At 37.6% G+C, this 23,864-nt stretch carries 27 protein-coding genes; 20 read left to right on the top strand and 7 right to left on the bottom strand.

Features of this window, described 5'->3' with window-relative positions; genetic code table 11:
* Positions 1-4 precede the first annotated feature (4 nt).
* A complete protein-coding gene (gene rlmA, locus ESZ26_RS10640) occupies positions 5-820 on the top strand; it encodes a 23S rRNA (guanine(745)-N(1))-methyltransferase (RefSeq protein WP_146799608.1) in 816 nt (271 codons plus the stop codon).
* Positions 821-850: 30 nt separating this feature from the next.
* On the opposite strand, the gene yfbV is transcribed toward rlmA, so the two are convergent.
* Positions 851-1,282: a terminus macrodomain insulation protein YfbV gene (yfbV, locus tag ESZ26_RS10635; RefSeq protein ID WP_146799607.1), complete on the bottom strand. Its 432-nt coding sequence runs from the start codon at positions 1,280-1,282 to the stop codon at positions 851-853.
* Positions 1,283-1,472: 190 nt separating this feature from the next.
* On the opposite strand from yfbV, the gene ESZ26_RS10630 reads away from it, so the two are divergent.
* From ESZ26_RS10630 to ESZ26_RS10600, 7 genes are all read left to right on the top strand, one after another.
* Entirely contained in the window at positions 1,473-2,687 is a 1,215-nt protein-coding gene (locus tag ESZ26_RS10630; protein ID WP_146799606.1) for an acetate kinase, read from the top strand.
* 4 nt (positions 2,688-2,691) lie between these two features.
* Positions 2,692-4,815 (top strand): phosphate acetyltransferase, encoded by a 2,124-nt coding sequence (gene pta, locus ESZ26_RS10625; protein WP_146799605.1) that lies wholly within the window; start codon positions 2,692-2,694, stop codon positions 4,813-4,815.
* Between the two features lie 545 nt (positions 4,816-5,360).
* Entirely contained in the window at positions 5,361-5,741 is a 381-nt protein-coding gene (locus ESZ26_RS10620) for an ACT domain-containing protein (protein ID WP_146799604.1), read from the top strand.
* A gap of 14 nt (positions 5,742-5,755) precedes the next feature.
* On the top strand, positions 5,756-6,103 hold the full coding sequence (locus ESZ26_RS10615; RefSeq protein WP_146799603.1) for an arsenate reductase: 348 nt from the start codon (positions 5,756-5,758) through the stop codon (positions 6,101-6,103).
* Positions 6,100-7,263 (top strand): succinyl-diaminopimelate desuccinylase, encoded by a 1,164-nt coding sequence (dapE, locus tag ESZ26_RS10610; protein ID WP_146799602.1) that lies wholly within the window; start codon positions 6,100-6,102, stop codon positions 7,261-7,263. The genes ESZ26_RS10615 and dapE overlap by 4 nt, the downstream gene beginning before the upstream one ends.
* Before the next feature lie 5 nt (positions 7,264-7,268).
* Positions 7,269-7,961 carry a M15 family metallopeptidase gene (locus ESZ26_RS10605; protein WP_146799601.1) on the top strand — a complete coding sequence of 231 codons (693 nt, stop codon included), beginning with the start codon at positions 7,269-7,271 and terminating at the stop codon, positions 7,959-7,961.
* The gene (locus ESZ26_RS10600; RefSeq protein ID WP_146799600.1) at positions 7,954-8,217 is read left to right on the top strand and encodes a hypothetical protein; all 264 of its coding nucleotides are present in this window, start codon (positions 7,954-7,956) and stop codon (positions 8,215-8,217) included. The genes ESZ26_RS10605 and ESZ26_RS10600 overlap by 8 nt, the downstream gene beginning before the upstream one ends.
* Positions 8,218-8,367: 150 nt before the next feature.
* On the opposite strand, the gene bamC is transcribed toward ESZ26_RS10600, so the two are convergent.
* The gene (bamC, locus tag ESZ26_RS10595) at positions 8,368-9,453 is read right to left on the bottom strand and encodes an outer membrane protein assembly factor BamC (RefSeq protein WP_146799599.1); all 1,086 of its coding nucleotides are present in this window, start codon (positions 9,451-9,453) and stop codon (positions 8,368-8,370) included.
* A gap of 355 nt (positions 9,454-9,808) precedes the next feature.
* Here bamC and ESZ26_RS10590 point away from each other — a divergent pair, with 355 nt between their 5' ends.
* The 4 genes from ESZ26_RS10590 to ESZ26_RS10575 all read left to right on the top strand — a co-directional run bounded on the left by ESZ26_RS10590 (position 9,809) and on the right by ESZ26_RS10575 (position 12,066).
* A complete protein-coding gene (locus tag ESZ26_RS10590; RefSeq protein ID WP_146799598.1) occupies positions 9,809-10,336 on the top strand; it encodes a glycine cleavage system transcriptional repressor in 528 nt (175 codons plus the stop codon).
* Positions 10,337-10,358: 22 nt separating this feature from the next.
* Positions 10,359-10,832 carry a thioredoxin-dependent thiol peroxidase gene (gene bcp, locus ESZ26_RS10585; RefSeq protein ID WP_146799597.1) on the top strand — a complete coding sequence of 158 codons (474 nt, stop codon included), beginning with the start codon at positions 10,359-10,361 and terminating at the stop codon, positions 10,830-10,832.
* Between the two features lie 62 nt (positions 10,833-10,894).
* A complete protein-coding gene (locus ESZ26_RS10580; RefSeq protein WP_146799596.1) occupies positions 10,895-11,404 on the top strand; it encodes a YgjP-like metallopeptidase domain-containing protein in 510 nt (169 codons plus the stop codon).
* Positions 11,405-11,463: 59 nt separating this feature from the next.
* Positions 11,464-12,066 (top strand): AAA family ATPase, encoded by a 603-nt coding sequence (locus ESZ26_RS10575; protein ID WP_170246360.1) that lies wholly within the window; start codon positions 11,464-11,466, stop codon positions 12,064-12,066.
* Positions 12,067-12,087: 21 nt separating this feature from the next.
* On the opposite strand, the gene ESZ26_RS10570 is transcribed toward ESZ26_RS10575, so the two are convergent.
* Positions 12,088-13,161 carry an AI-2E family transporter gene (locus ESZ26_RS10570; RefSeq protein WP_146799594.1) on the bottom strand — a complete coding sequence of 358 codons (1,074 nt, stop codon included), beginning with the start codon at positions 13,159-13,161 and terminating at the stop codon, positions 12,088-12,090.
* A gap of 9 nt (positions 13,162-13,170) precedes the next feature.
* Positions 13,171-13,416: a sulfurtransferase TusA family protein gene (locus ESZ26_RS10565; RefSeq protein ID WP_146799593.1), complete on the bottom strand. Its 246-nt coding sequence runs from the start codon at positions 13,414-13,416 to the stop codon at positions 13,171-13,173.
* A 153-nt stretch (positions 13,417-13,569) separates the two neighbouring features.
* Between ESZ26_RS10565 and ESZ26_RS10560 the strand changes: the two genes are divergently transcribed.
* The 5 genes from ESZ26_RS10560 (at position 13,570) to ESZ26_RS10540 (ending at position 18,483) form a co-directional block, all read left to right on the top strand.
* Complete coding sequence (locus ESZ26_RS10560; protein WP_146799592.1) at positions 13,570-14,205, top strand: hypothetical protein; 636 nt, start codon at positions 13,570-13,572, stop codon at positions 14,203-14,205.
* A 5-nt stretch (positions 14,206-14,210) separates the two neighbouring features.
* Positions 14,211-15,680 carry a beta-barrel assembly-enhancing protease gene (bepA, locus tag ESZ26_RS10555; RefSeq protein WP_223271613.1) on the top strand — a complete coding sequence of 490 codons (1,470 nt, stop codon included), beginning with the start codon at positions 14,211-14,213 and terminating at the stop codon, positions 15,678-15,680.
* Positions 15,681-15,777: 97 nt separating this feature from the next.
* Positions 15,778-16,116 (top strand): arsenate reductase (glutaredoxin), encoded by a 339-nt coding sequence (gene arsC, locus ESZ26_RS10550; protein WP_146799591.1) that lies wholly within the window; start codon positions 15,778-15,780, stop codon positions 16,114-16,116.
* Between the two features lie 64 nt (positions 16,117-16,180).
* Positions 16,181-16,579 (top strand): DUF2069 domain-containing protein, encoded by a 399-nt coding sequence (locus tag ESZ26_RS10545; RefSeq protein WP_146799590.1) that lies wholly within the window; start codon positions 16,181-16,183, stop codon positions 16,577-16,579.
* 53 nt (positions 16,580-16,632) lie between these two features.
* A complete protein-coding gene (locus ESZ26_RS10540; RefSeq protein WP_146799589.1) occupies positions 16,633-18,483 on the top strand; it encodes a hypothetical protein in 1,851 nt (616 codons plus the stop codon).
* Here ESZ26_RS10540 and hda read toward each other — a convergent pair.
* Both hda and ESZ26_RS10530 read right to left on the bottom strand, forming a co-directional pair.
* Complete coding sequence (hda, locus tag ESZ26_RS10535; RefSeq protein ID WP_146799588.1) at positions 18,475-19,191, bottom strand: DnaA regulatory inactivator Hda; 717 nt, start codon at positions 19,189-19,191, stop codon at positions 18,475-18,477. The genes ESZ26_RS10540 and hda overlap by 9 nt on opposite strands.
* Positions 19,191-20,363: a DUF2066 domain-containing protein gene (locus tag ESZ26_RS10530; protein WP_146799587.1), complete on the bottom strand. Its 1,173-nt coding sequence runs from the start codon at positions 20,361-20,363 to the stop codon at positions 19,191-19,193. The genes hda and ESZ26_RS10530 overlap by 1 nt, the downstream gene beginning before the upstream one ends.
* A 159-nt stretch (positions 20,364-20,522) precedes the next feature.
* Between ESZ26_RS10530 and purM the strand changes: the two genes are divergently transcribed.
* From purM to ESZ26_RS10515, 3 genes are read left to right on the top strand one after another with little or no spacing between them, the layout of a single operon-like run.
* Positions 20,523-21,569, top strand: coding sequence for a phosphoribosylformylglycinamidine cyclo-ligase (gene purM / locus ESZ26_RS10525; RefSeq protein WP_146799586.1), 1,047 nt, complete (start codon positions 20,523-20,525; stop codon positions 21,567-21,569).
* Between the two features lie 4 nt (positions 21,570-21,573).
* The gene (purN, locus tag ESZ26_RS10520; RefSeq protein ID WP_223271612.1) at positions 21,574-22,245 is read left to right on the top strand and encodes a phosphoribosylglycinamide formyltransferase; all 672 of its coding nucleotides are present in this window, start codon (positions 21,574-21,576) and stop codon (positions 22,243-22,245) included.
* 34 nt (positions 22,246-22,279) lie between these two features.
* The gene (locus ESZ26_RS10515) at positions 22,280-23,020 is read left to right on the top strand and encodes a DUF3108 domain-containing protein (RefSeq protein ID WP_146799585.1); all 741 of its coding nucleotides are present in this window, start codon (positions 22,280-22,282) and stop codon (positions 23,018-23,020) included.
* Here ESZ26_RS10515 and ESZ26_RS10510 read toward each other — a convergent pair.
* Positions 23,017-23,718, bottom strand: coding sequence for a class II glutamine amidotransferase (locus tag ESZ26_RS10510; protein WP_146799584.1), 702 nt, complete (start codon positions 23,716-23,718; stop codon positions 23,017-23,019). The two genes, ESZ26_RS10515 and ESZ26_RS10510, sit on opposite strands and share 4 nt — an antisense overlap.
* Positions 23,719-23,864 lie beyond the last annotated feature (146 nt).

Raw genomic sequence — 23,864 nt, 5'->3', positions numbered from 1 at the left:
TACTATGTTCCTTGCTCAATACGTTTGCCCCATTTGCAAAATGTCATTAGTGTTAAATAGCAAAAGCTATCGTTGCCAAAGCAATCATAGCTTTGATGAAGCTAAAGAAGGTTATGTAAACTTATTACCCGTTCAACATAAACATTCAAAAGATCCTGGTGATAACAAAGCAATGGTTAACGCACGTCGTCAGTTTTTGGATAAAGGCTTTTATCAACCGCTCGCTGATGAATTACAATCTCTATATCGGCAATATGGCGATTTAACAAAGCCGGTATTTGATGCTGGCTGTGGTGAAGGTTTCTACACTCAGCAGTACGTAAAGCCTACCAACCGTGTTTATGGTATTGATATTGCAAAAAATGCCGTTAAGAATGCCGCGAAAAAATATAAAGATTGTCAATTTAGCGTTGCCACCTTGTCACAATTGCCTTTTAGTGAAAATTATTTTGCTTGGATCAATTCTATTTATGCGCCAATTCTTGAAGAAGAATTCACCCGTGTATTAGCTAACAATGGCTATTTAGTCACGGTAACTCCGGCAAAAAATCATTTAATTGAACTAAAAGCATTAATATATCGAACCGCAAAGCAGCATGACATCACTAAAAGCCCGATTGAAAATTTAACGTTAATTGCGCAAAAAGAAGTGAACTATGTGATGGAATTTACCAAAGGTGAAGACATTATTAACTTATTAGCAATGACCCCTTTTGCCTTTAAAACAACAGAAACCTTACTTAACGACTTAAAAGCTAGAAATAGCTTCAGTTGCCAAGCTGACTTTTTGATACGTCTTTATAAAAACAACGCCGGCTAAGACTTAACGGTTAACTGAAGCGTTAATCGTTTAAAAGTGAGAGTTTTGTGACTGATGACTGATATTAAGTAATTTGGCTAAATCAATAAAACGTGGTTTATGTAGCGATAACTTTATCGAGCCACCCGCCTCATTAACTCTAGCAACACTTTCTTTATACCAAGAAGCAAGCGCTACCGGTAAAAACTTATCGGCTTTAACACCGAGCATTAACAATGCCTGTAGCGGAATACTTAAAATAAATAAGCTGTAAATTAACGCTTGTGGTAATAAAGTGATCGGACCTAGGTAAAGTTGCATGATAAAAGAAAACAACGCAATACCTGGTAAATAGCGCAAAGCCAAACGGCAAATTTGAACAGCTTGGTACTCGGCAAAATAATTACCTAATTCTGCTCGCTGCGGCCAAAGTCGCATATACTCTCGACCCAGTTTAATTAGTTCTACTACACTTATATTCATAACAACACACTATAACAACTGTTATTTAAAAGATAGTAGAAAATTGTAACTAGTTTTAATGAAGTCTGCGTAACGTTAACTTCCTTAGTTCATATCAATATTTTAACGCTATATTTGGTCTATAATCATTGCAATTAACGTATTGTAATAAAACAATTAACCTCCAAATATATGAGCATTAAATAAAGCCATGAAAAAAAATCTAATTTTAGTGTTAAATTGCGGTAGTTCATCCTTAAAGTTTTCTTTGATCAGACCTGAAAACGGCGAAACATTGCTGTCAGGATTAGCTGAACGCTTATTATCTGAGCAAGCAAGCATCAAAATTAAAGTTCGGGGTCAAAAAAATCACAGGGCTTTACCTCGCCCATTCGATCATCAAACAGCGATAATGACTTTAGTTGAAACATTAGCGTTACAGCAACTGAATTTACAAATATTTGCCATAGGCCACCGAGTAGTCCATGGCGGTGAGCACTATTGTATGCCAACGTTAGTTACCGAAGAGGTAAAAAACACCATCAACAATTTATCTCAGCTTGCACCATTGCATAACCCGGCAAATTTAATCGGTATTAACGCCGCAGAAGCAGTTTTTAATGATGTACCGCAAGTCGCCGTTTTTGACACAGCTTTTCACCAAACGATGCCAGAAAAAGCTTATATTTATGGTATCCCTTACTCTCTCTATCAAGAGCATGGTATTCGGCGTTATGGCTTTCATGGTACGAGCCATTATTTTGTTGCACAACAAGCCGCCAAAATACTAGATAAAGCCATCAATAAAAGTAACTTTATCAGTGCTCATTTAGGTAATGGTTGCAGTGTTACTGCGATTAAAAATGGCGAGAGTGTCGATACCAGCTTAGGCTTAACTCCGCTCGAAGGAGTGATGATGGGCACCCGCAGTGGCGATGTAGACCCTGGCATTATTTTTCACTTAATTAATCAGTTGGGTTATACCGCAGCACAAGTGAGTCACTTATTACATAAAGAAAGTGGCCTGTTAGGCGTTTCAGGTTTAAGCAACGATTGTCGTGAAATTGAAGAGTCTTGGTTAACGAATAAAAATCCACGAGCAAAGTTAGCATTAGATATATTTTGCTACCGTGTTGCAAAGTCAATTGCTTCTTTTACTGCCAGCTTAACGTCAATCGATGCTTTAATATTTACTGGCGGTATTGGCGAGAATTCAACATTGATTAGAGCCGGTATTATTGGACAATTGAGCCTACTCAACTTTTTTGTTGCAAACGATAAAAATCAAGCATGTTGCTTTGGCAAAGCCGGCAATATAAATACTGATATCTCGCGTCCTATTTTGGTCATTCCAACGAATGAAGAGTGGGTTATTGCCGAGCAAACTTCACAACTTTTATCCAATAACACCTCAATTAAGGAATAAAGTCATGTCACATAGAATCATGTTGATCCCAGTAGGTTTTGGCGTTGGGCTTACCAGTGTTGTACAAGGCTTACTCCATGCTTGCCAGCAAAAAGGCATTAATGTTGGTCATTTTAAACCGATAAGCCAGCCCTCTCGTAATTTATTAGCCCACAAAAAAAAGGCGGATGAAGCCAAACATAACACGGAGAATATAGGGACTTCGATATCATTAGCTTATGTTGAGCAACAAATGGCTGACGGTAAGCATGATATTGTTTTAGAAAAGATTGTTGGTGATTTTAATCAATTTGAAAAAAAACATGATGTGATTATTATTGAAGGACTAAGACCAACGACGCGTCAACCTTACGCGGGGAGGATCAACCGAGATGTTGCTCAAGCCCTTTCTGCAGATATTGTCTTGGTAGCTGCGCCCGATAACGACAGCGCTGAAGAGTTTGAAGACCGTTTAGAAGTCAGTGCTGAAACCTTTGGCGGAATAAAAAACAAACGTCTTATTGGTTGTATTATCAATAAGATTAATAGTCCTGACAAAGATGAGTATGGATTATTACCACGTGAAAGTGAATTTAACAGTGAATTTGATCTCGCCTCGTTGGTTAATTTATCGATATTTAAAAATCGTCATTTTGACTTATTAGGCACCGTATTATGGGAAATGGACTTAATCGCGCCACGCGTTATGGATATTTGTAATTATCTTAATGCCGAAGTTTTAAATGCGGGTGATATGTCTCATCGCCGTATTCGTAGTATTAGTTTTTGTGCACGTAGCGTTGGTAACTTAATGAGCCATTTACAACCAAGTCGATTAATTGTTACTCCTGGTGACAGAACCGATATTATTATCGCCACTTGTTTATCGGCATTAAATGGTACGAAAGTCGGCGCGTTATTATTGACTAATGGTTACAAACCAAATGAACAAGTAATGACACTGTGTCAACAAGCCTTAGACGCCGGCCTGCCGATGCTTTCTGTACCTTGGGATACTTGGCAAACGTCTCGTCATCTAATGAACTATAACCCAGAAACCCCTGCAGATGATATTCAACGTCATGAAAAGGTAAAAGAATATATTGCTGACAACTTATCTGCAACTTGGTTACAGCAACTGTCAGAAAATGTCGCGCAAAGTAGTCAAATGTCTCCACCGGCATTTAGGCATAAACTCACTGAACTTGCTCGTAGTGCTAATAAACTGATTGTTTTGCCTGAAGGTAATGATATTAGAACCATTAAGGCTGCCGCGATATGTGTTGAACGTGGCATTGCCCGTTGTCAATTACTGGGCGATAAAGAAAGTATTTTATTGATTGCAGAGCAACAGGGTATTCAATTACCAGAAGGTTTATTAATCACTGACCCAGAATTAATTAGAGACAACTACATTGCTCCTTTAGTTGAGTTAAGAAAACACAAAGGGTTGACTGAAGTGGTCGCAAAGCAAGAGCTAAAAGATAACGTGGTCTTAGCAACAATGATGTTGCAAATGGGTGAAGTCGACGGTTTAGTCTCAGGCGCTATCAATACCACCGCGAATACCATTCGCCCCGCCCTACAACTAATTAAGACGGCGGAAGGAAGTTCATTAGTTTCATCTATCTTCTTTATGTTATTACCAGAGCAAGTGCTTGTTTATGGTGATTGTGCAATTAACCCTGAGCCTACTGCTGAGCAACTCTCTGAGATAGCGATACAATCAGCAGACTCAGCAATAAAATTTGGTATTGACCCTAAGGTAGCGATGATAAGTTACAGCACCGGCAGTTCTGGTGTTGGCGCCGATGTGGAAAAAGTCGCAAAAGCAACCAAACTCGCCCAAGCAAAACGACCTGATTTGATCATTGATGGTCCGCTACAATATGATGCCGCCATTATGGAAAATGTTGCTAAGAAGAAAGCCCCTAACAGCCCAGTTGCGGGAAAAGCCAATGTCTTCATTTTTCCTGATTTAAATACCGGCAACACCACCTACAAAGCGGTGCAACGTTCTGCACATTTAGTGAGTATTGGGCCGATGTTACAAGGAATGCGAAAACCGGTTAATGATCTGTCTCGTGGTGCTTTGGTCGATGACATCGTCTATACGATTGCCTTAACAGCCATTCAGGTAAAAGTATAGTTTACTTAGCTAAAAGGTTAACCTATTAACCTTTTAGCTTGTATTTTTATTGGGTTGAGACTGATTTTATATACAGTTGACTATTTTAATAACTATTTATAATTCACTCAATTTTTAGCCACTAGACAAAAAACAACCAGCAAAAAATATCCTTTTAAAACAATTAGGTAGCTACCAAAGCAATAGTTACCCACAATGATACCCACAGCTTTTGTGGATATCATTAATAACTACTTATGATGATTTAACAGGTTAACCAGCAAGAATACAGTAACTTTTCTACGTTTGACGCTGCTTTTACAAATAACAAGTAATTATTAGCATAAAGTACAAATAAAAGTAAATAAAAACATATTATTTATCTACAGGTAAGCGAGGTATAGCTGTTAGACACAGTCAAGCAAACTCGCTTTATTTTATTAATATCTCGTATTCATTGCTAAAGCAGGTCATTGTCGATATTTAATCTCTTTAAGATAACTATCCTTGCTTTAACAATTAGCCAGTAAACGCTATAGTGACCTTTTTCCCAAAGGTAACTTGCAATGAGTACACTTACCCTCAAATTACTTGAAGAAACGTTTGCTATTCATAGTTTAGCCAGCGATATCGAGATCCCCAAAGCAGTGTTTGCTGCACCCATCTTTTTTATTGCAAAAACCTATGAAGAAACATCCATTGTCATACCTCAAAATATCAGTATTGACAGTGATGAAGTAGAAAAAGACTGGCAAGCACTTGAAGTTGTCGGTCCATTGGATTTTACGCTGACTGGGATTTTATCGAAAATATCAACAATATTAGCTAATGAACAAATCAGTATTTTTGCTATCTCCACTTTTGATACTGATTATATTTTAGTAAAATCAAATAATGTATCTTTAGCAACCACTGCATTGATATCTAATGATTACCAAATAATTTAGTTTAAAGGACTTTTATGACCACTATTTACGGTATAAATAATTGCGACACGGTTAAAAAGGCGACAAAATGGCTTGATAAGCAAGGCATTGAGTACACTTTTTATGATTTTAAGAAACAACCATTAACGCCTGAGTTACTCAATGAATTTGTCAGCAACAGCTCTTGGGAGGTTTTACTTAATAAACGTAGTACCACCTTTAGAAACCTGCCTGAAGCGCTTAAAAACAATTTAACCGATGACGTTATTTTTCAAGCGGTTTTAGCTCAACCGACTTTACTAAAAAGACCTTTAGTGGCTCACGACAACTCCTTTCAAGTGGGTTTTAAAGAACCGCTATACCAAGCACTTTTTTTATCATGAGTAAGCTAAAAACAGAACATGACGTTATCACGTTAGCGAAAGACTTAATCGCCCGTCCTTCGGTGACCCCTGAAGATTTTGGCTGTCAAAAAATGATGTCAGAGCGTTTAGAGACTTTGGGTTTTAACAATGAAAGCATGGTTTTTGAAGATACCACCAATCTCTGGTCAAGACGTGGCACAACTAAGCCCGTATTTTGTTTTGCTGGCCATACCGATGTTGTCCCCGCTGGAAATTTAGCGCTTTGGCATACTCCCCCTTTTGAGCCAACCATTATTGATGGCATGCTATACGGACGTGGTGCTGCAGACATGAAAGGCAGTTTAGCGGCTATGCTAATTGCTACAGCACGCTTTGTAGAAGACCATCCCGATCATTACGGCTCAATAGCTTATCTTATTACCAGTGATGAAGAAGGGCCTTTTATCAATGGCACCACACGTGTTATCGATACACTTGAAGCTCGTCATGAGAAAATAGACTATTGTATTGTCGGTGAACCTACCAGCTCAGATAGTGTTGGCGATATCGTTAAAAATGGTCGTCGAGGGTCTATCTCTGGTGAATTAATCATTCACGGCAAACAAGGCCATGTTGCTTACCCTGACCATGTAAAAAACCCTATTCATTTAGCTATGCCTGCTTTAGCCGAACTTAGCCAAATGCACTGGGACGACGGTAATGCTTATTTTCCTAAAACGAGTTTTCAATTATCAAACATTGAGTCGGGCACTGGCGCAACTAATGTTGTACCCGGCCATTTAACCGCTTGGTTTAATTTACGTTTTAGTACCGAATTAAATTTTCAAAATATCATCGATAAAATTGATGCTGTCCTTATTGAACATCAATTAAGTTATGAAATAAAATGGACATTTAACGGTAAGCCCTTTATTACAGAACCTGGAACTTTACTTGACGCTGCGGTAAAAGCGATAAAAACAGTGACCGATATTGAAGCTGAATTATCAACGTCTGGCGGTACTTCAGACGGACGCTTTATTGCTCCTACGGGTGCACAAGTCATTGAACTTGGGCCATGTAATGCCACTATTCATCAGGTAAATGAGAGTGTTAGTTGCAATGATTTAATTTTACTTACTGATATTTATTATCATACACTGGTCAATGCTCTCACAAATCCAACAACCACAGCTTAACTTTCATGACTGAAATATTGACTGACAGACAATTAACCGGACTCGACGATAGCCATATTACTTGGTTAGATGAGCACACAGGAATTCATCAACAAGCGTTATCGGCATGGCAAGCTATGTCTGAAGAAGCAAAGTTGGCGGGCTTTGATCTGAAGATCGCTAGTGGTTATAGAGGCTTCACTCGACAATTAACTATTTGGAACAGAAAATTTTCAGGTCAACTTGCTATTAAAAATAATCAAGGTGAAACTCTTGATATTAATAAAATGACTGAACAAGCAATTGTTCAGGCTATTTTATATTTCTCTGCGCTGCCTGGAGCAAGTCGTCATCATTGGGGATGCGATATCGATATCTATGCTAAAAATTTATTAGCTGATAATCAAAAGCTACAGTTAGAGCCATGGGAATTTGCTGTTGATGGGCCTTTTCATCCATTAAGTCAATGGCTGAATCAACATGCTAGTCGCTTTGGTTTTTACTTTCCTTATGACAAGTTTCGCGGTGGTGTTGCTATGGAGCCTTGGCATTTATCTTATTGGCCAATAGCACAACATGGAGAAAGGTTGCTGACTGAGAACGTTATCAACTCGGTACTTTTGAGCGATGATATATTAGGAAAGAAAGAAATCATTAAAAATTTATCAACTATTTATCAACAATATATTCAAAATGTTGGGAGTATTCACTATGGATAATTGGTTAGTTATCGCTATTATTATCGCAGCTGCCGCTTTAATGATTGGTAATTTTAGTGTTGTTCAAAAAAATGCCAAAACACCTTTACGAAAGCAAAGCTTAAATGACTTACAAGAAACACTGCCGCGCAGCCATAAAAAAGCACATAAAATGCCAACTATCGTCTCAAATGAGCCAATAGAGTTGAAAGGAAAAAGTGATTTGGCGATTGAAGTCGATGAGATAGCAAAGCAATCGGCTTTAAAAAGGAACTAAGTCATAATAGAAAAAGGCTGACTTTAACCGCTACCTTTATAATTTTTCTGCATTGTTAATAGCCACTGTGGATAATTTATTTGTTAAAACAAAAACGCCGCTAAAGAAATTTAGCGGCGTTTTATTTTTAATAAGTTAGGTCAAAGCAGCTTAAAGAGCATCTCTAAAAGATAGGCCTCTTTCCATTACTGGAAAAATACGCTCTAGTACTTCAGATGGTAAAGCATTGCCATCAACATCGTAAATAGTTACCGAGGTTTTGCCTTTTTCATCACTGAGTACAAATTGATACTTAGCTTGGTCAAGTTCAATAACGGGTACGTCATCTCCCCAAATAACTGACCATAAACTATTTTCTGGCTTAACAAAATCAACAAAGTAGATTTTCTTACTTTCATTGAGATCGGTTATCTCAAAACCATAATCTACAAAAAACAATGGCATATTTGACCAAAGCATTTCAATATCGATTTCAGCGATATATGCAGGCTCTGCTTGAGCATTTTCACCGATAGTGACAAATTTTTGGTTAGCTCGCATTAAACGGTTTTCACGTTGTTGCAATCGATATTTAAAATCAACCTGAGCAACAACCTCATTGAGCATCGCCATTTCTGCACGTTGTTTATCAATGATATCCATTGTTTTACTTGCGCCTTTCTTATCAGTGCGCATGTAATCAATTAATTTAACACTTAAAGCAACACTTCGGCCATGAGGTTTACTTTCAAACTCATAGCTAAAGCGCATACTTTCACTACTATCTACCGTTTTAAATAACCAATAACCAGAAACTTCTTCTTCATGATACCAAGCCGACTCAAATACTTTTTCATCCGCATCGATAGCGGTTAACTCTACACCATCATTAGTGAGTTGCTCACGCAATGCTGCTAGTAGGAATTCTTTCAGATCGCTATCTTCTAATATTTGGTCAAACCAAATTTTAGAATTCATCGTACCTGGAACAACACGTGAAGATGAGGCGACAGGAAGTACCAGCGACGGTGCTCTGACATCTACATCTTGACCTACTGGCCCTTTATGGTTAATAGCGTCTGAGACAAAAAACTTAGTATTGACCTCAGGTTTATTCAAACCTGCCGGAATACCTAATGTTTTAGCTTCTTTAACTTTAGCGTATTCAAAATTGCCCATAGCGCTTTTGTTACTAACACTGCTACAACCTGTTACTGCGAGACTTAACAAGGAAAAATAAAATATACGACGATTCATTAACACTCCTGAGGATACAATCTGAATCTTTTAAAGTTGGTTCTTATATCGAACTGATCATAAAAGTTAACTTTGAAACCATTAAATGTAGATTAAATTTAAACAACGAAAACTTTAATCTGCTCTTTGAGTAAATTATCTGTATTAAGTTCCAATATTATCTATAGATTTTATTGATCAGCATATACAAGTATATTATCAGACAAATTAATGCGCACCATGGTACTTGGCTGTTTTTACAAACACAAGAATTCAACTCGAAAAATAACAAATAAATATTTTCTGGCTTTATTACCGGTTTTCATCTGCTTTAAATACGTTACAATAGCGAATTTTTAAACTACTTAGGCTAACTATGTCTCAATATTTAGTGCTCACAGCAATGGGTGCAGACAGAACAGGAAGTGTTAGCGAGCTGACTAAGCTGGCGAGTAAGTGTGGCTGTAATATTATTGACAGTAGAATGGCGATATTCGGCCTAGAGTTTTCTTTAATTATGTTGTTAAATGGAAGTGCTAAAGCGATTAATCAAATTGAAAATAAGTTACCCGCTATGGCGGTTAAGCTGGAATTAACCACCATGATGAAAAGAACCTCTGGCTATAAAAAGAGAGAGTTCACTCATCATTATCAAGTAGATTATGCTGGCATCGACCAACCCGGCTTATTAAAAGCGGTGACCGCGTTTTTTGCCACCCGCAATATTGATTTATCATCGTTAAAATCAGAAATTGATCCGGTCACTAATCAAATGCGCGCGACCATATTAATTGCCTTAACCGAAGACACAAGTATTGAACAGCTTGAAAGTGACTATTTTGAACTCTGCGAACAAGTTGGTGTGCAGGGTTGTATTAAAAAAGTTAATTCAAACCTTATATAAACTACATACAAGCAGGATACCGATGAAAACTATAACTGTTGGCGAAACCGCACCACTCTTTACTTTACTTGATGAGAATAGCGATAAAGTCGCTTTAGCTGATTATATTGGTAAAAAACAAGTACTGGTCTATTTTTATCCCAAAGCCATGACCCCCGGCTGTACTGTGCAAGCACAAGGGCTAAGAGACAGTAAAAGCGAACTTGAACAATTAAATACAGTAGTCTTTGGCATTAGTCCCGACGAGCCAAAGAAGCTGGTTAAGTTTTGTCTGCGCGATGCATTAAACTTCACGCTACTGTCAGATGTTGATCACAGCGTTGCTGATGCTTTTGGCGTCTGGGGATTAAAGAAGTTTATGGGTAAAGAATACGACGGTATCCATCGCTTAAGTTTTTTAATTGGCTTAGATGGTAAAATTAGCCACGTATTTAATAAGTTTAAAACGAAGAACCATCATGAAGTTGTTTTAGACGTTTTAAACACTAAAGACTAACCTTTAACAGCAACGGCTCGCTTATAGTTGCTATAAGCGAGCCACATAAATAGAATTCAATAATGTCCATATCCTTAAAATATCTTTCAGCCTATTCTTTAGATATTCAAAATAAAGTGCAAGCAATGATAACCACTAAAAAGTTATCCACTTATTTATTAGCAAAATATCCAACAACTCACCAAATATATAACGATAAAGCCCTGCGTAACTACGTGATGGAAATTAAAAATCAGTACTTAAAGAAATCTGAACCCTTAAGCCAAATAAAGTATGACGACAAGATTCATGTTATCAACAACGCACTAGGCTTACACACTTATGTATCAAGGGTGCAAGGCAGTAAGCTAAAAAGTAAAAATGAAATACGCATTGGCGCTTTATTTAAAAAAACCCCAGAAACATTTTTACAAATGATCGTTGTTCACGAACTTGCGCACTTAAAAGAAAAAGAGCATAACAAAAATTTCTACAAACTTTGTCAGCATATGCAAGCAGATTACCACCAAGTAGAGCTAGATTTACGCATTTACTTGACCCAAGTAGAGTTATTTGGCGATATTTACAATTAAGCTTGAAGCCTATTTTTACGCAGGCTACAGTAATCAAAATATCCTTATAATAAATGCTAATGAATATTACTCATGTAAAAAAACGTATCGTACTTACCGGCGGTCCTGGCGGCGGTAAAACCACTGCGATTGATCTCATTCGGCGTGAGTTTTCAGGAAAAATAGCAACTGTCCCTGAAGCAGCAACAATGATTTTTAGCGGTGGTATTGACCGTTCCGACAATAATCAGGTACTAAAAACACAACAAACCGCTATTTTTAATTTACAAAAGCATTTAGAAGATATTCAGCGAGCGACTTTTGAGCACAGTATTATTTTATGTGATCGGGGTTCTTTAGACGGCCTGGCTTATTGGCCAGGTAATGCTGATGAGTTTTTCCAAGCGATGGATACCACGTTTACCGATGAGCTAGCACGTTACGATGCAGTCATTTTTTTTGAAAGTGCCGCAAAATCAGGCGAAAGTATCAAAAGTAATAACCCCATTCGCAATGAATCAGAAAAAGCGGCTATCATCCTTGACAATAAACTACAGGCTATTTGGTCACAACATCCTAACTTCTACTTAATTCACAGTGCGGAGTCTTTTATCAATAAGGTCATGTTTGGTATCACCACCATTGAAAAAATTATCGAGCAGTATCAAAAAGACTCACGGTAAGGCTTAAGTTAGTTGACCTTTTTAGGCAGTGCCCTGTTCAGGGAAGTCACTACTTGACGGCCAAGCATTTAAAACAGCTTTTACTAAGGTTGCCAGGGGAATAGCAAAGAAGATCCCCCAAAAACCCCACATACCGCCAAATAAAATAACCGCAACAATAATCGTTACTGGATGTAAATTTACCGCTTCTGAAAATAATAACGGCACAATAATATTGCCGTCAATCGCTTGAATAATGCCGTAAGCTATCATCACATAACCGAACTCACTACCCGTGCCAAATTGGAATAAAGCCACCAATAAAACAGGAAAAGTGACTATGGTAGCGCCAACGTAGGGCACAAGTACTGACAAGCCCACTAAAACACCAAGCAGTACCGCATAATTTAGGCCGAGAACGATAAAAGCTATGGTTGAAGCGGCACCAACAATAAGGATTTCAATCACTTTACCGCGAATATAATTCATTATTTGTTGATACATCTCATCGCCTACTTTGGTCGCCATTAAACGTTCTTTAGGCAGAAATGAGGTAAAACTTGAAATTAATACTTTTTTATCTTTTAGAAAAAAGAACACCATTAATGGCACTAAAATTAAATAAATCATCAAAGCAACAATATCGGAAATAGAATTAAGAGAAGCTTTTAAGGCCACTTGTCCCCATTCGATTAACTTATCATTGACCGCAGAAATTAATGTTTCAATTTGTCCGGCATTAATTAAATCAGGATATAATTCAGGAAGGGTCAGTAAATAGGTTTGTCCATGAGACACCATTTGCGGCACTTCTTGCAATAAATTACTGCTTTGTTGCCAAATAACAGGCATTAGCCCAAGAATACCGACTAAAGAGATACCAATAAAGGCCACCACCACAATACTCACAGCAAGCGTTCTTGATAAGCCAATATGTACTAAACGATAGACAGGTAAATCTAATAAAAAAGCGATCGCAATAGCAACAAAGACCGGCATAAGTAGGTTGTTGAATAAAAAGACAAAAAGAAAGGCACACAACAGAATAACTAATAAAGTCACTGCATTTGGATCAGAAAACTTACGCTTATACCATTGAGAAAATAATGAAACCATTTATATAACTTACCTGTTGGGTGAAAGGGGTTGATGGGCTTTACTGATAAAAAGTTCAAGGGTGTTTTTTTCAAGCCAAGACTCTTTGTAGTGATAACCTTGTTTCGTTAATAGTTTAGGAATATCCTTAATAGAGCCTGGATCAGAAATTTTCAACAAGCAAAAATCAGCACTCGACATTTTTTTTAACAGTAATCGCAATTGTACTAATGGCACAGGACATTTTTCTGCACTGGCATCATATTCATAGATCATCACTACATACCACTTAAAAAATCATCAGTTAACAATAATTGTCACCAATAACAGTAAACAAACCTTTTGTTTGATTATCTAATTTGCGACAATTGATTACAATGTTATTGTATTATTTATTTTGATTTGATGGCAAATAACTACTGAGGTGAAATGAAAGAATTACCGATAACATCTAGTTTAAAAGAAATTACTGCCCATAAAAAGAAACTTAATTGGGGTGATGTTCCTGCTATCTATCATATGGCGGCATCTTCGATTAGTGATATGGATGGAATTTTAACTCATGGTTTTGACAGCGCCTATAAACAAATATTTAATAAAAGTAACTGGAACTATGCTGTTTTAGAGGCAACTATTGATGATAGTGGCAAGACTAACGCTACCCAAAAGCCTAAAATAGCCTTACGTCATTGCTATGATGAACAAAATTATGAACTTCACTGTTATCCGATAGTCAAAGGTGAACGACTCTATACACCGTTATCACAAAGTCCCTGGTGTCCGTTTGTACAATGGTCACCTGAAAGTATGCAAATGCTATTTAGGATCAGTAGCCTGGTTTCCTTTATCGTTTTTACTTTTAAAAGTGGTGATCCAGCAGATTTAGCGTTAATAAAATACTCACATAAACGTGTGCAAGAGTTAATAGCTCAACTGAGTCAATCATTTGAAATAGTCGATGTGGTGGGTTATTCCATTGCAGATTTTTGTAAAGAGTTATATCGAGGAAAACCAAACTTCACTATAACTGATTTACTTGATACACAGGATCAAAATACGGAATAATTAATTTGCCTTATAAACATAAGCTTAAAATAAAATCATTATTATTTACCTGCGCATTAACAACATTAGTTGCTAGCCCTTACGGCTTTTCCCAAGAAAATAATAAAAACAAACTTCCTGAAATTGGCACGGCTGGATTTAGTGTTTTATCTGTGGATAAAGAACGCCAAATAGGCAAGGCGATGATGCGGCAAATTCGCGCTTCTCAGCCGTTGGTCAATGACCCTGTTTTGATTGAATATATTAACGATTTAGGCAACCGTTTAGTCAAGAATGCCCAGGATGTAAATTACAGCTTCGAATTTTTTATCATTAGAAATAAAGAAATCAATGCCTTTGCCTTTTTTGGTGGTCATGTTGGTATTCACAGTGGCTTAATTACCCTCGCCGATACCGAGAGTGAATTAGCCTCGGTAATTGGTCATGAAATATCTCATGTAACCCAACGTCACTTAGCACGCAGACTTGAGGCTCAAAGCAGAAATCAACCGCTAACCACTGCAGCAATGATTTCAGGGGTGTTACTTGCATTAGTTAATCCATCTGTAGGTATGGCCGCATTAACCACAACAATGGCGGCATCAAAGCAATCAAGTATTAACTTTACCCGTGGTAATGAGCAAGAAGCCGATCGTGTTGGTATTGCCTTGCTCGCGCAAAGCGGTTTTGACCCGCAAGGTGCACCCGACTTTTTTGGCAAGATGGCAGTAAAATATCGCTATACTTCAAAGCCTCCAGCTATGCTGTTAACTCATCCTGTACCTGAATCTCGCATTGCCGAAGCACGGGTAAGAGCTCATGGCTTAGAAACGCGTCCATCGGCACCTAGCTTAAATTTTGCGCTCGCAAAAGCGCGTATTCAAGCACGCTATGAATCGACGGCCGAAGAAAATATTGCCATTTTCGAAGATAGTATAAAAAAACAAAATTACACTTACAAAGCCGCTGTTAACTATGGTTTAGCCTTATCATTATTTGAGAATAGAGAATATCAAGCCGCTAAAAAAATACTTGAGAGCTTGCTCAGCGAAGATAAAAACAATCTCTTTTATGCCGATGCTTTAACCGATGTTTATATTAAAACAAAAGAGCTAGATAAAGCACTTGTGATGCTCAGTGCCCTTAACTTACTGATGCCAAACAACCAAGTTGTTACCTTAAATTTTGCCAACGCTCTCGTTGAGAGTAGTCAATATTCAGAAGCTGAAGTACTTCTGCAAGACTACCTACTAGTTAAACCAGGTAATTTTATCGCTTATGATATATTGACGACCGTCTATGAAAAACAAGATAAAAAAGCATTGATGCATGCAACTAAAGGCGAAATTTTTGCACTTTTAGGGGCATACTCCCGTGCGGTTGACGAATTACAGACGGGTTACAATTTTACTGACAATCAACCCATAGTCGAAAAACGTATTAAAGCACGTATAATACAGTTTCAAGATCAAGAACAAAAACTTAAAAGACTATAACCAGTAATACATAAACGTTTTAAATAGGTCGATTAATGACCTACTTAAAAATTAACCCGTAAAATCATTTAATTTTAGCACCTATTGAGATCTAAACATGTTAACGATTTATCACAATCCTCGCTGTTCGAAAAGCCGCCAGACCTTAGCGTTGATTGAAGAAAATAACCAAGAGGTTTGCATTGTAGAATATTTAAAAAATCCACTGGATGAAAACACTATCCAGTCACTTTTATCACGTTTAAATGTTTCACCTATTGAAATGATGCGCACTAAAGAAAGTGAATTTAAAGCACAAGCATTAGCTCAAGCAACCGACAAGCAGCTCATTGAAGCCATGGTAAACACCCCAAAACTCATTGAGCGCCCGATTGTTACTACGCAAACGCATGCCATCATTGGTCGTCCTCCTGAAAACGTACTAACACTCTTTTAATTTAAGTTTTACATTTAATTCAACAGGTTAGTAATAAAACTTGCTCGCCAACAGGATAGATTTCATGACAAAGACACAAAAATTTTCAACATCAACATTTAAAAAGATAACCTTAATCGGCTATTTTTCTTTATTATTTTTTATGCCGCTTTGGCTACTCTATTTAAACCCTTCACAGGGTTTATCACCGATATTAAGCTTATGTTTATTCACTGTACCCCTGTTATTTCCTTTAAGAGGTTTGCTGGCAGGTAATCCTTATACCTATGCTTGGTCAAGCTTTGTCGTTATGATTTATTTCCTACACAGTTTAACTACGCTATGGGTATCTCCAGCGGATATAGTCTGGGCTTCATTAGAGCTAATATTTGCAACAATGATGTTTATTGGTGGTAGTTATTACGCAAAATATAGAGGTCAAGAGCTAGGCTTGAGTATTAGAAAAGCTAAAGATAAAGCGTAACGCTTCAATAAGACTTTTATAACGTAACCACCATTAATGGTTAAGGGCTGAAAATGAAAAATAATCTGCGGATATTACTGCTAATACCTATTTTATTTGCTTGTAACAATAATGGTGAAGTCACTAAAATCATCACAGTCGGCGATGAAGTAAAAATTGCTCAGGCGGTCGAATTAATCTTGCTCGCTCCGACGAATAATATTACTAACATTATTTGGACGCAAACAGCTGGCGACCCGGTGGTATTTTTAGCTTACACCAGCAAGGTTATCGCTTTCACACCTAACACCGCAGGCACATATAGCTTTAATGTTTCATTCACACTTAAAGATGGTAATAAAGAAACCCTTAGCCATTCTATAAGTGTAACCGATGAACAAGGACATATTTCCGCGCGTTTAGGTCATGCGGTGTTAGAAGGTAGTAAAGTGTCTTTGCGCGCTTCATTAACAAGTGAGCTTTCAGCCGATACGTTAGTTTGGCAGCAAACCTCTGGTCCAGAGGTTAATTTTACCGCTGAAGATACCCGCGGTGATTATGCGGTATTCTTTAATGCGCCAGAAGTCACTAGAGATACCGTATTAGAATTCACCGCATCCTCAGGAAGCCGTTCCGACAAAGTAGCGATACTTGTTGAAAATGCTGAAGCTATAACAACATCAGACAGTACCGCTTATACTGAACGTTTGGCCCGGGTATTCCCCTTTGTTGCAGACTCTTCTTATGCCGATGTACTGGTCGATTGTGTCTATAGCAACAAAATTAACTTTGCTCAAACATGTACATTTAATACCTTGCCATTAATTGCTCATCATACAACCACACCGACGGTTGATGACATAATGGACAGAGTGATTGTTTCCCATCATTGGATGGGAGAAAGATTTCGCGAATTCCTTGAAAATTTCGATCCCCATAATGATTTCAAAAACTTACTAAGAGCAAATACTGCCATTGTTATTTCCTCTGATATTAGGCCCTCATACTACTGGGTGGTCAGTGGTGCTATCCATTTAGATGCTAATTACTTTTGGCAAACCCCTGATGAGCGAGATACCATAAATCAAGCACCAGATTATAGAACATCCTTTGGTAGTGAGCTTAATTTTGCCATGCCGTGGCGTTATGTAAAAAACAATAATTACACCAGCACTTTTATTGCTGAGAATGTCAGAGTTACTCGACAACCGACAGATGTTTTATATAGTTTAACGTCTTTGATGTACCACGAACTTGCTCATGCCAATGATATTTTCCCGAGCAGTAGTTGGTCAACTTTAAATAGAAACCAAACAATTTTATCAACCGCACAACAAATAGCTAACGATACCGGTTTTAAATCTGATCAGCTGAGTAACACCCTACCCTTGCTGGGTGAAGAAATGTACGCCTTAGCTCAGGTGCGTTTTCATGGTGTTGATGCATCAAGCACAGAAAAGTCTTATCAACCGAATGATATTAAAACGTTTTTTAGTAGCGAAGATGCACCTCAATTTTATAATTATTCAAGTATTCGCGAAGATTACGCCATGCTATTTGATGGTTTTATGATGAAAGCTCGTTTTGATATTAGTCGAGATGTCGCTATAACTAACGCCCCTAAAACGGCTAATGAAAATTATATCGTTAATTGGGGACAGCGTGGCCGTATTGGTGAAGCAAACATTAAACCTCGGGTATTATATGCGGTAAGTCATATATTGCCGGAGGTAAATGACATTGAAAACTTAGTGAATAATTTGCCAAGCCCAATCATGATGAATGCTGGCGAAAGTTGGGCTGATAATTTAAATATAAGCCCGATTAAAATAGAGCAATCAGCACTACAAAAAATTTCTGCTCACCGTAAAGATAGACGCTTTATTCAGTATGAATTTTATGAAAAGCCCAGCCCTTTAAAATAAAATGGCTTTAATAAATGGAATGGTGATTTTTCGTTGCTCTCTTATTGACGCTTCATCTAGCTCAGCTAAAGCTAAGATCAAGTGACTCATTTCACGTGATAAATGGCTAAGTAAATATTTAGCCACTTCATCGCTTAATAACAAACCTCGTTGTTGTGCTCTAAATTTTAACGCGATTAACTTTTCTTCATCATCAAGGGGTTTGATTTGTTCGGTCATTCCCCAAGATAATCGCGAGACCAAATCGGCTAAGCTAAGCTTCAATTGTGAAACACTTTGATCACCGGTAATAATCAAGCGCTTATTATGCTCAATAACACGATTAAATAAATCAAAAACCGCCTGTTGCCACAGCTTGTCTCCGGCAATTAATTGCACATCATCTAAGCAAATCAAATCAATATTTTCTAAACCATCGAGCACTTCAACCGACAGCTGTTTTAATTCAGAAAACGATAAACAAACTGATGATAAACCGAGTTTTTCAGCAAAAGTACAACTGGCGTGTAACAAATGTGACTTACCAACACCTGACAAGCCAAATAAGTAAAAGCTATTGACGTGCGGTGACTCAACCGAATGCTGACTGGCTTTAATAAATGACTTTAACTGCTCAGTTGCCGAGTAATTAGCAATACTTTGAAAACTTGAAAACGTTTCATCATCAGGTAATTGAACTGACAAGGTTAATTGAGAAGTGACTTTCACTAGGGTTTCCAATAAAAAACAGGCACAGCACCGAGCACTTTTTCGGCAAGTGGGTCAACAAAGAGGTCTAATTGTTTATTCAACTTTATTGAAGCCAGAAATGCATGCCCAGAGCTCTTTAAGACTAATTCAAAACGGCGGTTATCGCCTGAGGCACTGAGTAACTTTACCGCTTTAACCGATGATAATTGTTCGAGGAATCGTTCTAATTCAATAAAGCTTTTCAGTGATGATATATTGGCAACATCAATAATATAGTCATTATCAATATCATTGTTTAAGGCATATTTTTGGTAAATTTTATCACTAATCAATGAAAGCGCTGTTGTTAATAGCTCATCTGGGGTATTACCGTAGCTGACTTCACCAAAGATTTGTCCGGTGATTATATCACGATTATAGCCTTGGGCATCAGCGATAAAACTCCAGTCTAATGCATATTGCTGACGTTCTTTTTGGCATAAAAAGCAATCAACCAACTGTTCATCACTTTCTAGTTGAGGTAATAAACTACTATTTGATAAACGAATTATTATTATAGATTCTGGGTTATAGCGCTGCGATGCCATTTGTACTTGTTTGGCAAAACGCCCCCAAACATCAAAAGTAGAGATAGTATTTACATCAGTTAAATCCATTAACGGCATTAATATAGGTAACCCTCTTAATGCTGAAAATTGTTCAACACTGTTAGGAAAATTATAACTCACTTGTGGGGAAGCATTATTGGAAAAAGACGCGTGAGTGCTATTAGAAATAGTTGTGCGACGTAAACCATTTTCTTCAACGAGCCATAATAAAATTTGTGGCCGTAAGCTTCCCCAAATAGGGGCGTTAGCATCGTCAAACAACTGATTAATTTTGTTTTCATCAAAAGTAACTAAAAGTTCAATCTGCTCGGCATTACGTTGATAGCGGTATTTTACAACATAGCCACTGACATTTTTAAGGCCATTTTTTATGGTTGAATGGGATAACAGCGCTTGTTGTCCACCCACTTTTAGCACGACTGCACTCATTGCTTGTTGCAAGGCAAGTTTTCGCTCTGAGTCGGTTTGTGAGTTAACGATAACCTTTGCGTTGTATAAGTTTTTAACTTCAACAGCCGAAGCGGTTATTGAAGTTAAGAAATGACTTAAAACAACAACTAATACAATAAGATATCTAAGCATATTTTTTAAGTTGATTATTTTTATGTATAAGATCTTATCATAGTGTTAATCATTTTAAACACTAATAAAAAATAATTTATTATAAAGATTTTCACCACGCCATTGCGCTGGTAGAATGCGCCATTAAAGTTCTTATGCTAATTAATTGAGGTTTCCCCCGTGAGCGAACAAAAACAGTCTCTAAGCTATAAAGATGCTGGCGTTGATATAGATGCAGGTAACGCCCTAGTAGAAAACATTAAAGGTGCAGTAAAACGTACAACTCGTCCTGAAGTGATGAGTGGCTTAGGTGGTTTTGGCTCAGTATGCCGATTCCCAACCGGTTACAAAGAACCTGTAATGGTAGCGGGAACAGATGGTGTAGGTACAAAATTACGCTTAGCAATTGATTTAAACAAACACGATACCGTGGGTATTGATTTAGTTGCTATGTGTGTCAATGATTTAATCGTTCAAGGTGCTGAACCTTTGTTCTTTTTAGATTATTACGCGACAGATAAACTTGATGTTGATGTAGCTTCAGCAGTTGTTGCTGGTATTGCCGACGGTTGTGTATTATCAAACTGTGCTTTAGTTGGTGGTGAAACTGCTGAAATGCCAGGTATGTACCATAAGGGTGATTATGATATTGCTGGTTTTTGTGTCGGTATTGCTGAAAAATCACGTTTGATTGATGGTACAAAAGTAGCTTCAGGCGATCAATTAATTGCTTTAGCTTCTTCGGGCGCACATTCAAACGGCTTTTCATTAATTCGTAAAGTATTAGAAGTTAATAAGACAGATACCAACGAATTATTAAATGGTAAGTCAATCGGGGATCATTTAATTGAACCGACTAAGATTTATGTTAAATCTGTTTTAGAGTTACATAAGCAAGTTGATATTCACGCCTTATCCCATATCACTGGTGGTGGTTTTTGGGAAAATATTCCTCGTGTATTACCCGAAAGCGCTCAAGCCATTATTGACGGTAACAGCTGGGAATGGCCGGCAATTTTTAACTGGTTACAAGATAATGGCAACATTACTACTCACGAAATGTACCGTACCTTTAACTGTGGTGTTGGTATGATCATTGTTGTACCTGCTGAAGATCTTGCAAAAAGTATAGAAATTTTATCGGCTCACGGTGAAAATGCATGGCACATTGGTGAAATCGCTGATATGCAAGCAGGCGCTGAAAAAGTTGTGATTAATAAAGGTTAATTCTATGCCATCAAGTAACATGCAAGACAGTAATTTGACCAGCAATATTGTTGTGCTAATTTCTGGTGGCGGCACAAATTTACAGGCGATTATAGACGCCTGTAAAGCTGCGGATTATCCAGGGAAAGTCGTTGGGGTTATTTCAAATAAAGCCGATGTATATGGTCTAACTCGCGCTAAAAATGCTGGTATAGCCCATTGCGTACTTTCTCATAAAGATTTCAGCAGTAGAGAAATTTACGACCAAGCATTAATCAAGCAAATTGATTTATACCAAGCTGACGTTGTTGTTCTGGCTGGCTTTATGAGAATATTAACACCTGAATTTGTGCAACACTACCAAGGTAAGTTAATCAATATTCATCCGTCTTTATTACCTAAATACCAAGGTTTACATACCCATCAACGTGCGATTGATGCGGGCGATACTGACCATGGTGTTAGTGTACATTATGTCACGGAAGAACTAGATGGTGGCCCAGTAATATTACAAGCAAAAGTACCTATCTTTGCAGGTGATACTGCTGAGGAGCTTGCCCTTAGAGTTCATGAACAAGAGCATAGAATTTACCCGCTAGTGGTAAAATGGTGTTGTAATCAGCGTATTTCTATGCACAATGATACAGTACTTTTTGAAGGTAAAGCACTCCCTGCTTCTGGCTATGCGAGTGAATAAATAAAATAATAAATGATGAATTATAGGTAATTAAATGCTGAATAAATTATGTTGTATTGCTCTGGTATTAGCCTCACAGAGTAGTTTAGTTTTCGCCAATGAAGCAAAAACCAGCCAAAAAGAGCAACATGTTATTCAGCCTTTTACCGCTAAATATAATTTGATACGTTCCGCGGATATCGTCGGTAGTGCGACAAGATCATTAGAATACTTAACACCTGAACAAGCTAAATACAGTTATACAACAGATATTGAGTGGTTAATATTTTCAGATAACCGTCAAGAAGTCTCACTGGTTAAACTTGGTGATCATAAAGTGACGCCCGAGCAATATAATTTCCAACGAGAAGGCACCGGACCTGATAAAGAATGCGCTTGGCAATTCAATATCCCAAAGAATATTGCCACAAACCTCAAAGACGAGACAGAGCTCAATATTAATTTCCCTATTAATATTCAAGATAAACTCAGCTACCACTTACAAAATCGCTTAAATTTAATTAAAAACCCTGAGCAAAAACTATTTGTTTATCCGGTGATAAGTCATACAGGTAAAATTAAAAATTACGTTTATCAATACGATGGTCAAGATGAATTAATGCTACCTTTTGGTATGATAAAAGCCGTTAGATTAAAAAGAGAAGTCATTGAAAAGAAAAAAGTCACTTATGCTTGGTTCGCCCCAGAGTTAAATTACTTGTTGGTTAAAATACAACAAATAAAATCTGATGTTGAACAGTTCGATGCACAATTGACTTCACTTGAACAACATTAGTTTTCAACCTTCAAAACTTCTTGCCCTGAAGCAATAGACTCTCCCAGACAAAATAAGTGCCACTGTCCTTTGGTCATTTTGTGCCAGCTTTCATTATTGGTTAATGGCTGAGTGGCAATGACCGTGACCACATCACTTTCTGTGGTTTCTTCGGTGAAATTAATCACCACTTCCGCATCAATCAAACGGGCTTTACCAAACGGAGCTCTGCGTGTTATCCAATGTAAGTTATTTGCACAGTAGGCAAATAAATACTGACCATTGGTAATGTTGACATTGAAAACACCCAATGCATTTATTTTGACACTCAACTTGGCAATAAATGTAAACAACACGGTTGCTGTTGGTTCCTTATCCGCGAACTTAAAATGAAGTTGATCTAAGATCCAACAGAACGCGTGTTCGCTGTCGGTAGCTCCAACAGGGATATGTAACTGTACAGGCAGCTCACCCTGGACATTTTTTAATTGTCCATTATGGGCATAAGTCCAATTTCTCCCCCACATTTGACGGGTAAACGGGTGAGTATTCTCCAAAGAGATACCACCAGAGTTTGCTTGTCGAATATGGCAAATAACCGCTTCACTCTTTATCGGATAATTTGTCACTAATTCGGCAATCGGTGATTGTGAACTTGGTAAAGGGTCTTTAAAACTTCGACAGCCTTTACCCTCATAAAAAGTAATGCCCCAACCCAACTCTCAGTTCGTAATAATGGACAGAACATGTGGGATATCAACCACTCTGTCCATATAAAGAGCCCTACCGCCGTGTTTGCAACACCTATCTTATGTCCATATGAAAAGAATGTGACAAGCATTTAAAGTAGTATTACACTGTTTAA

The sequence above is a fragment of the Colwellia hornerae genome (assembly GCF_007954355.1).
Classification (GTDB): domain Bacteria; phylum Pseudomonadota; class Gammaproteobacteria; order Enterobacterales; family Alteromonadaceae; genus Colwellia_A; species Colwellia_A hornerae.
Note: the sequence above shows the minus strand (reverse complement) of the source record. Positions and strands in the feature narration are given on the sequence as shown.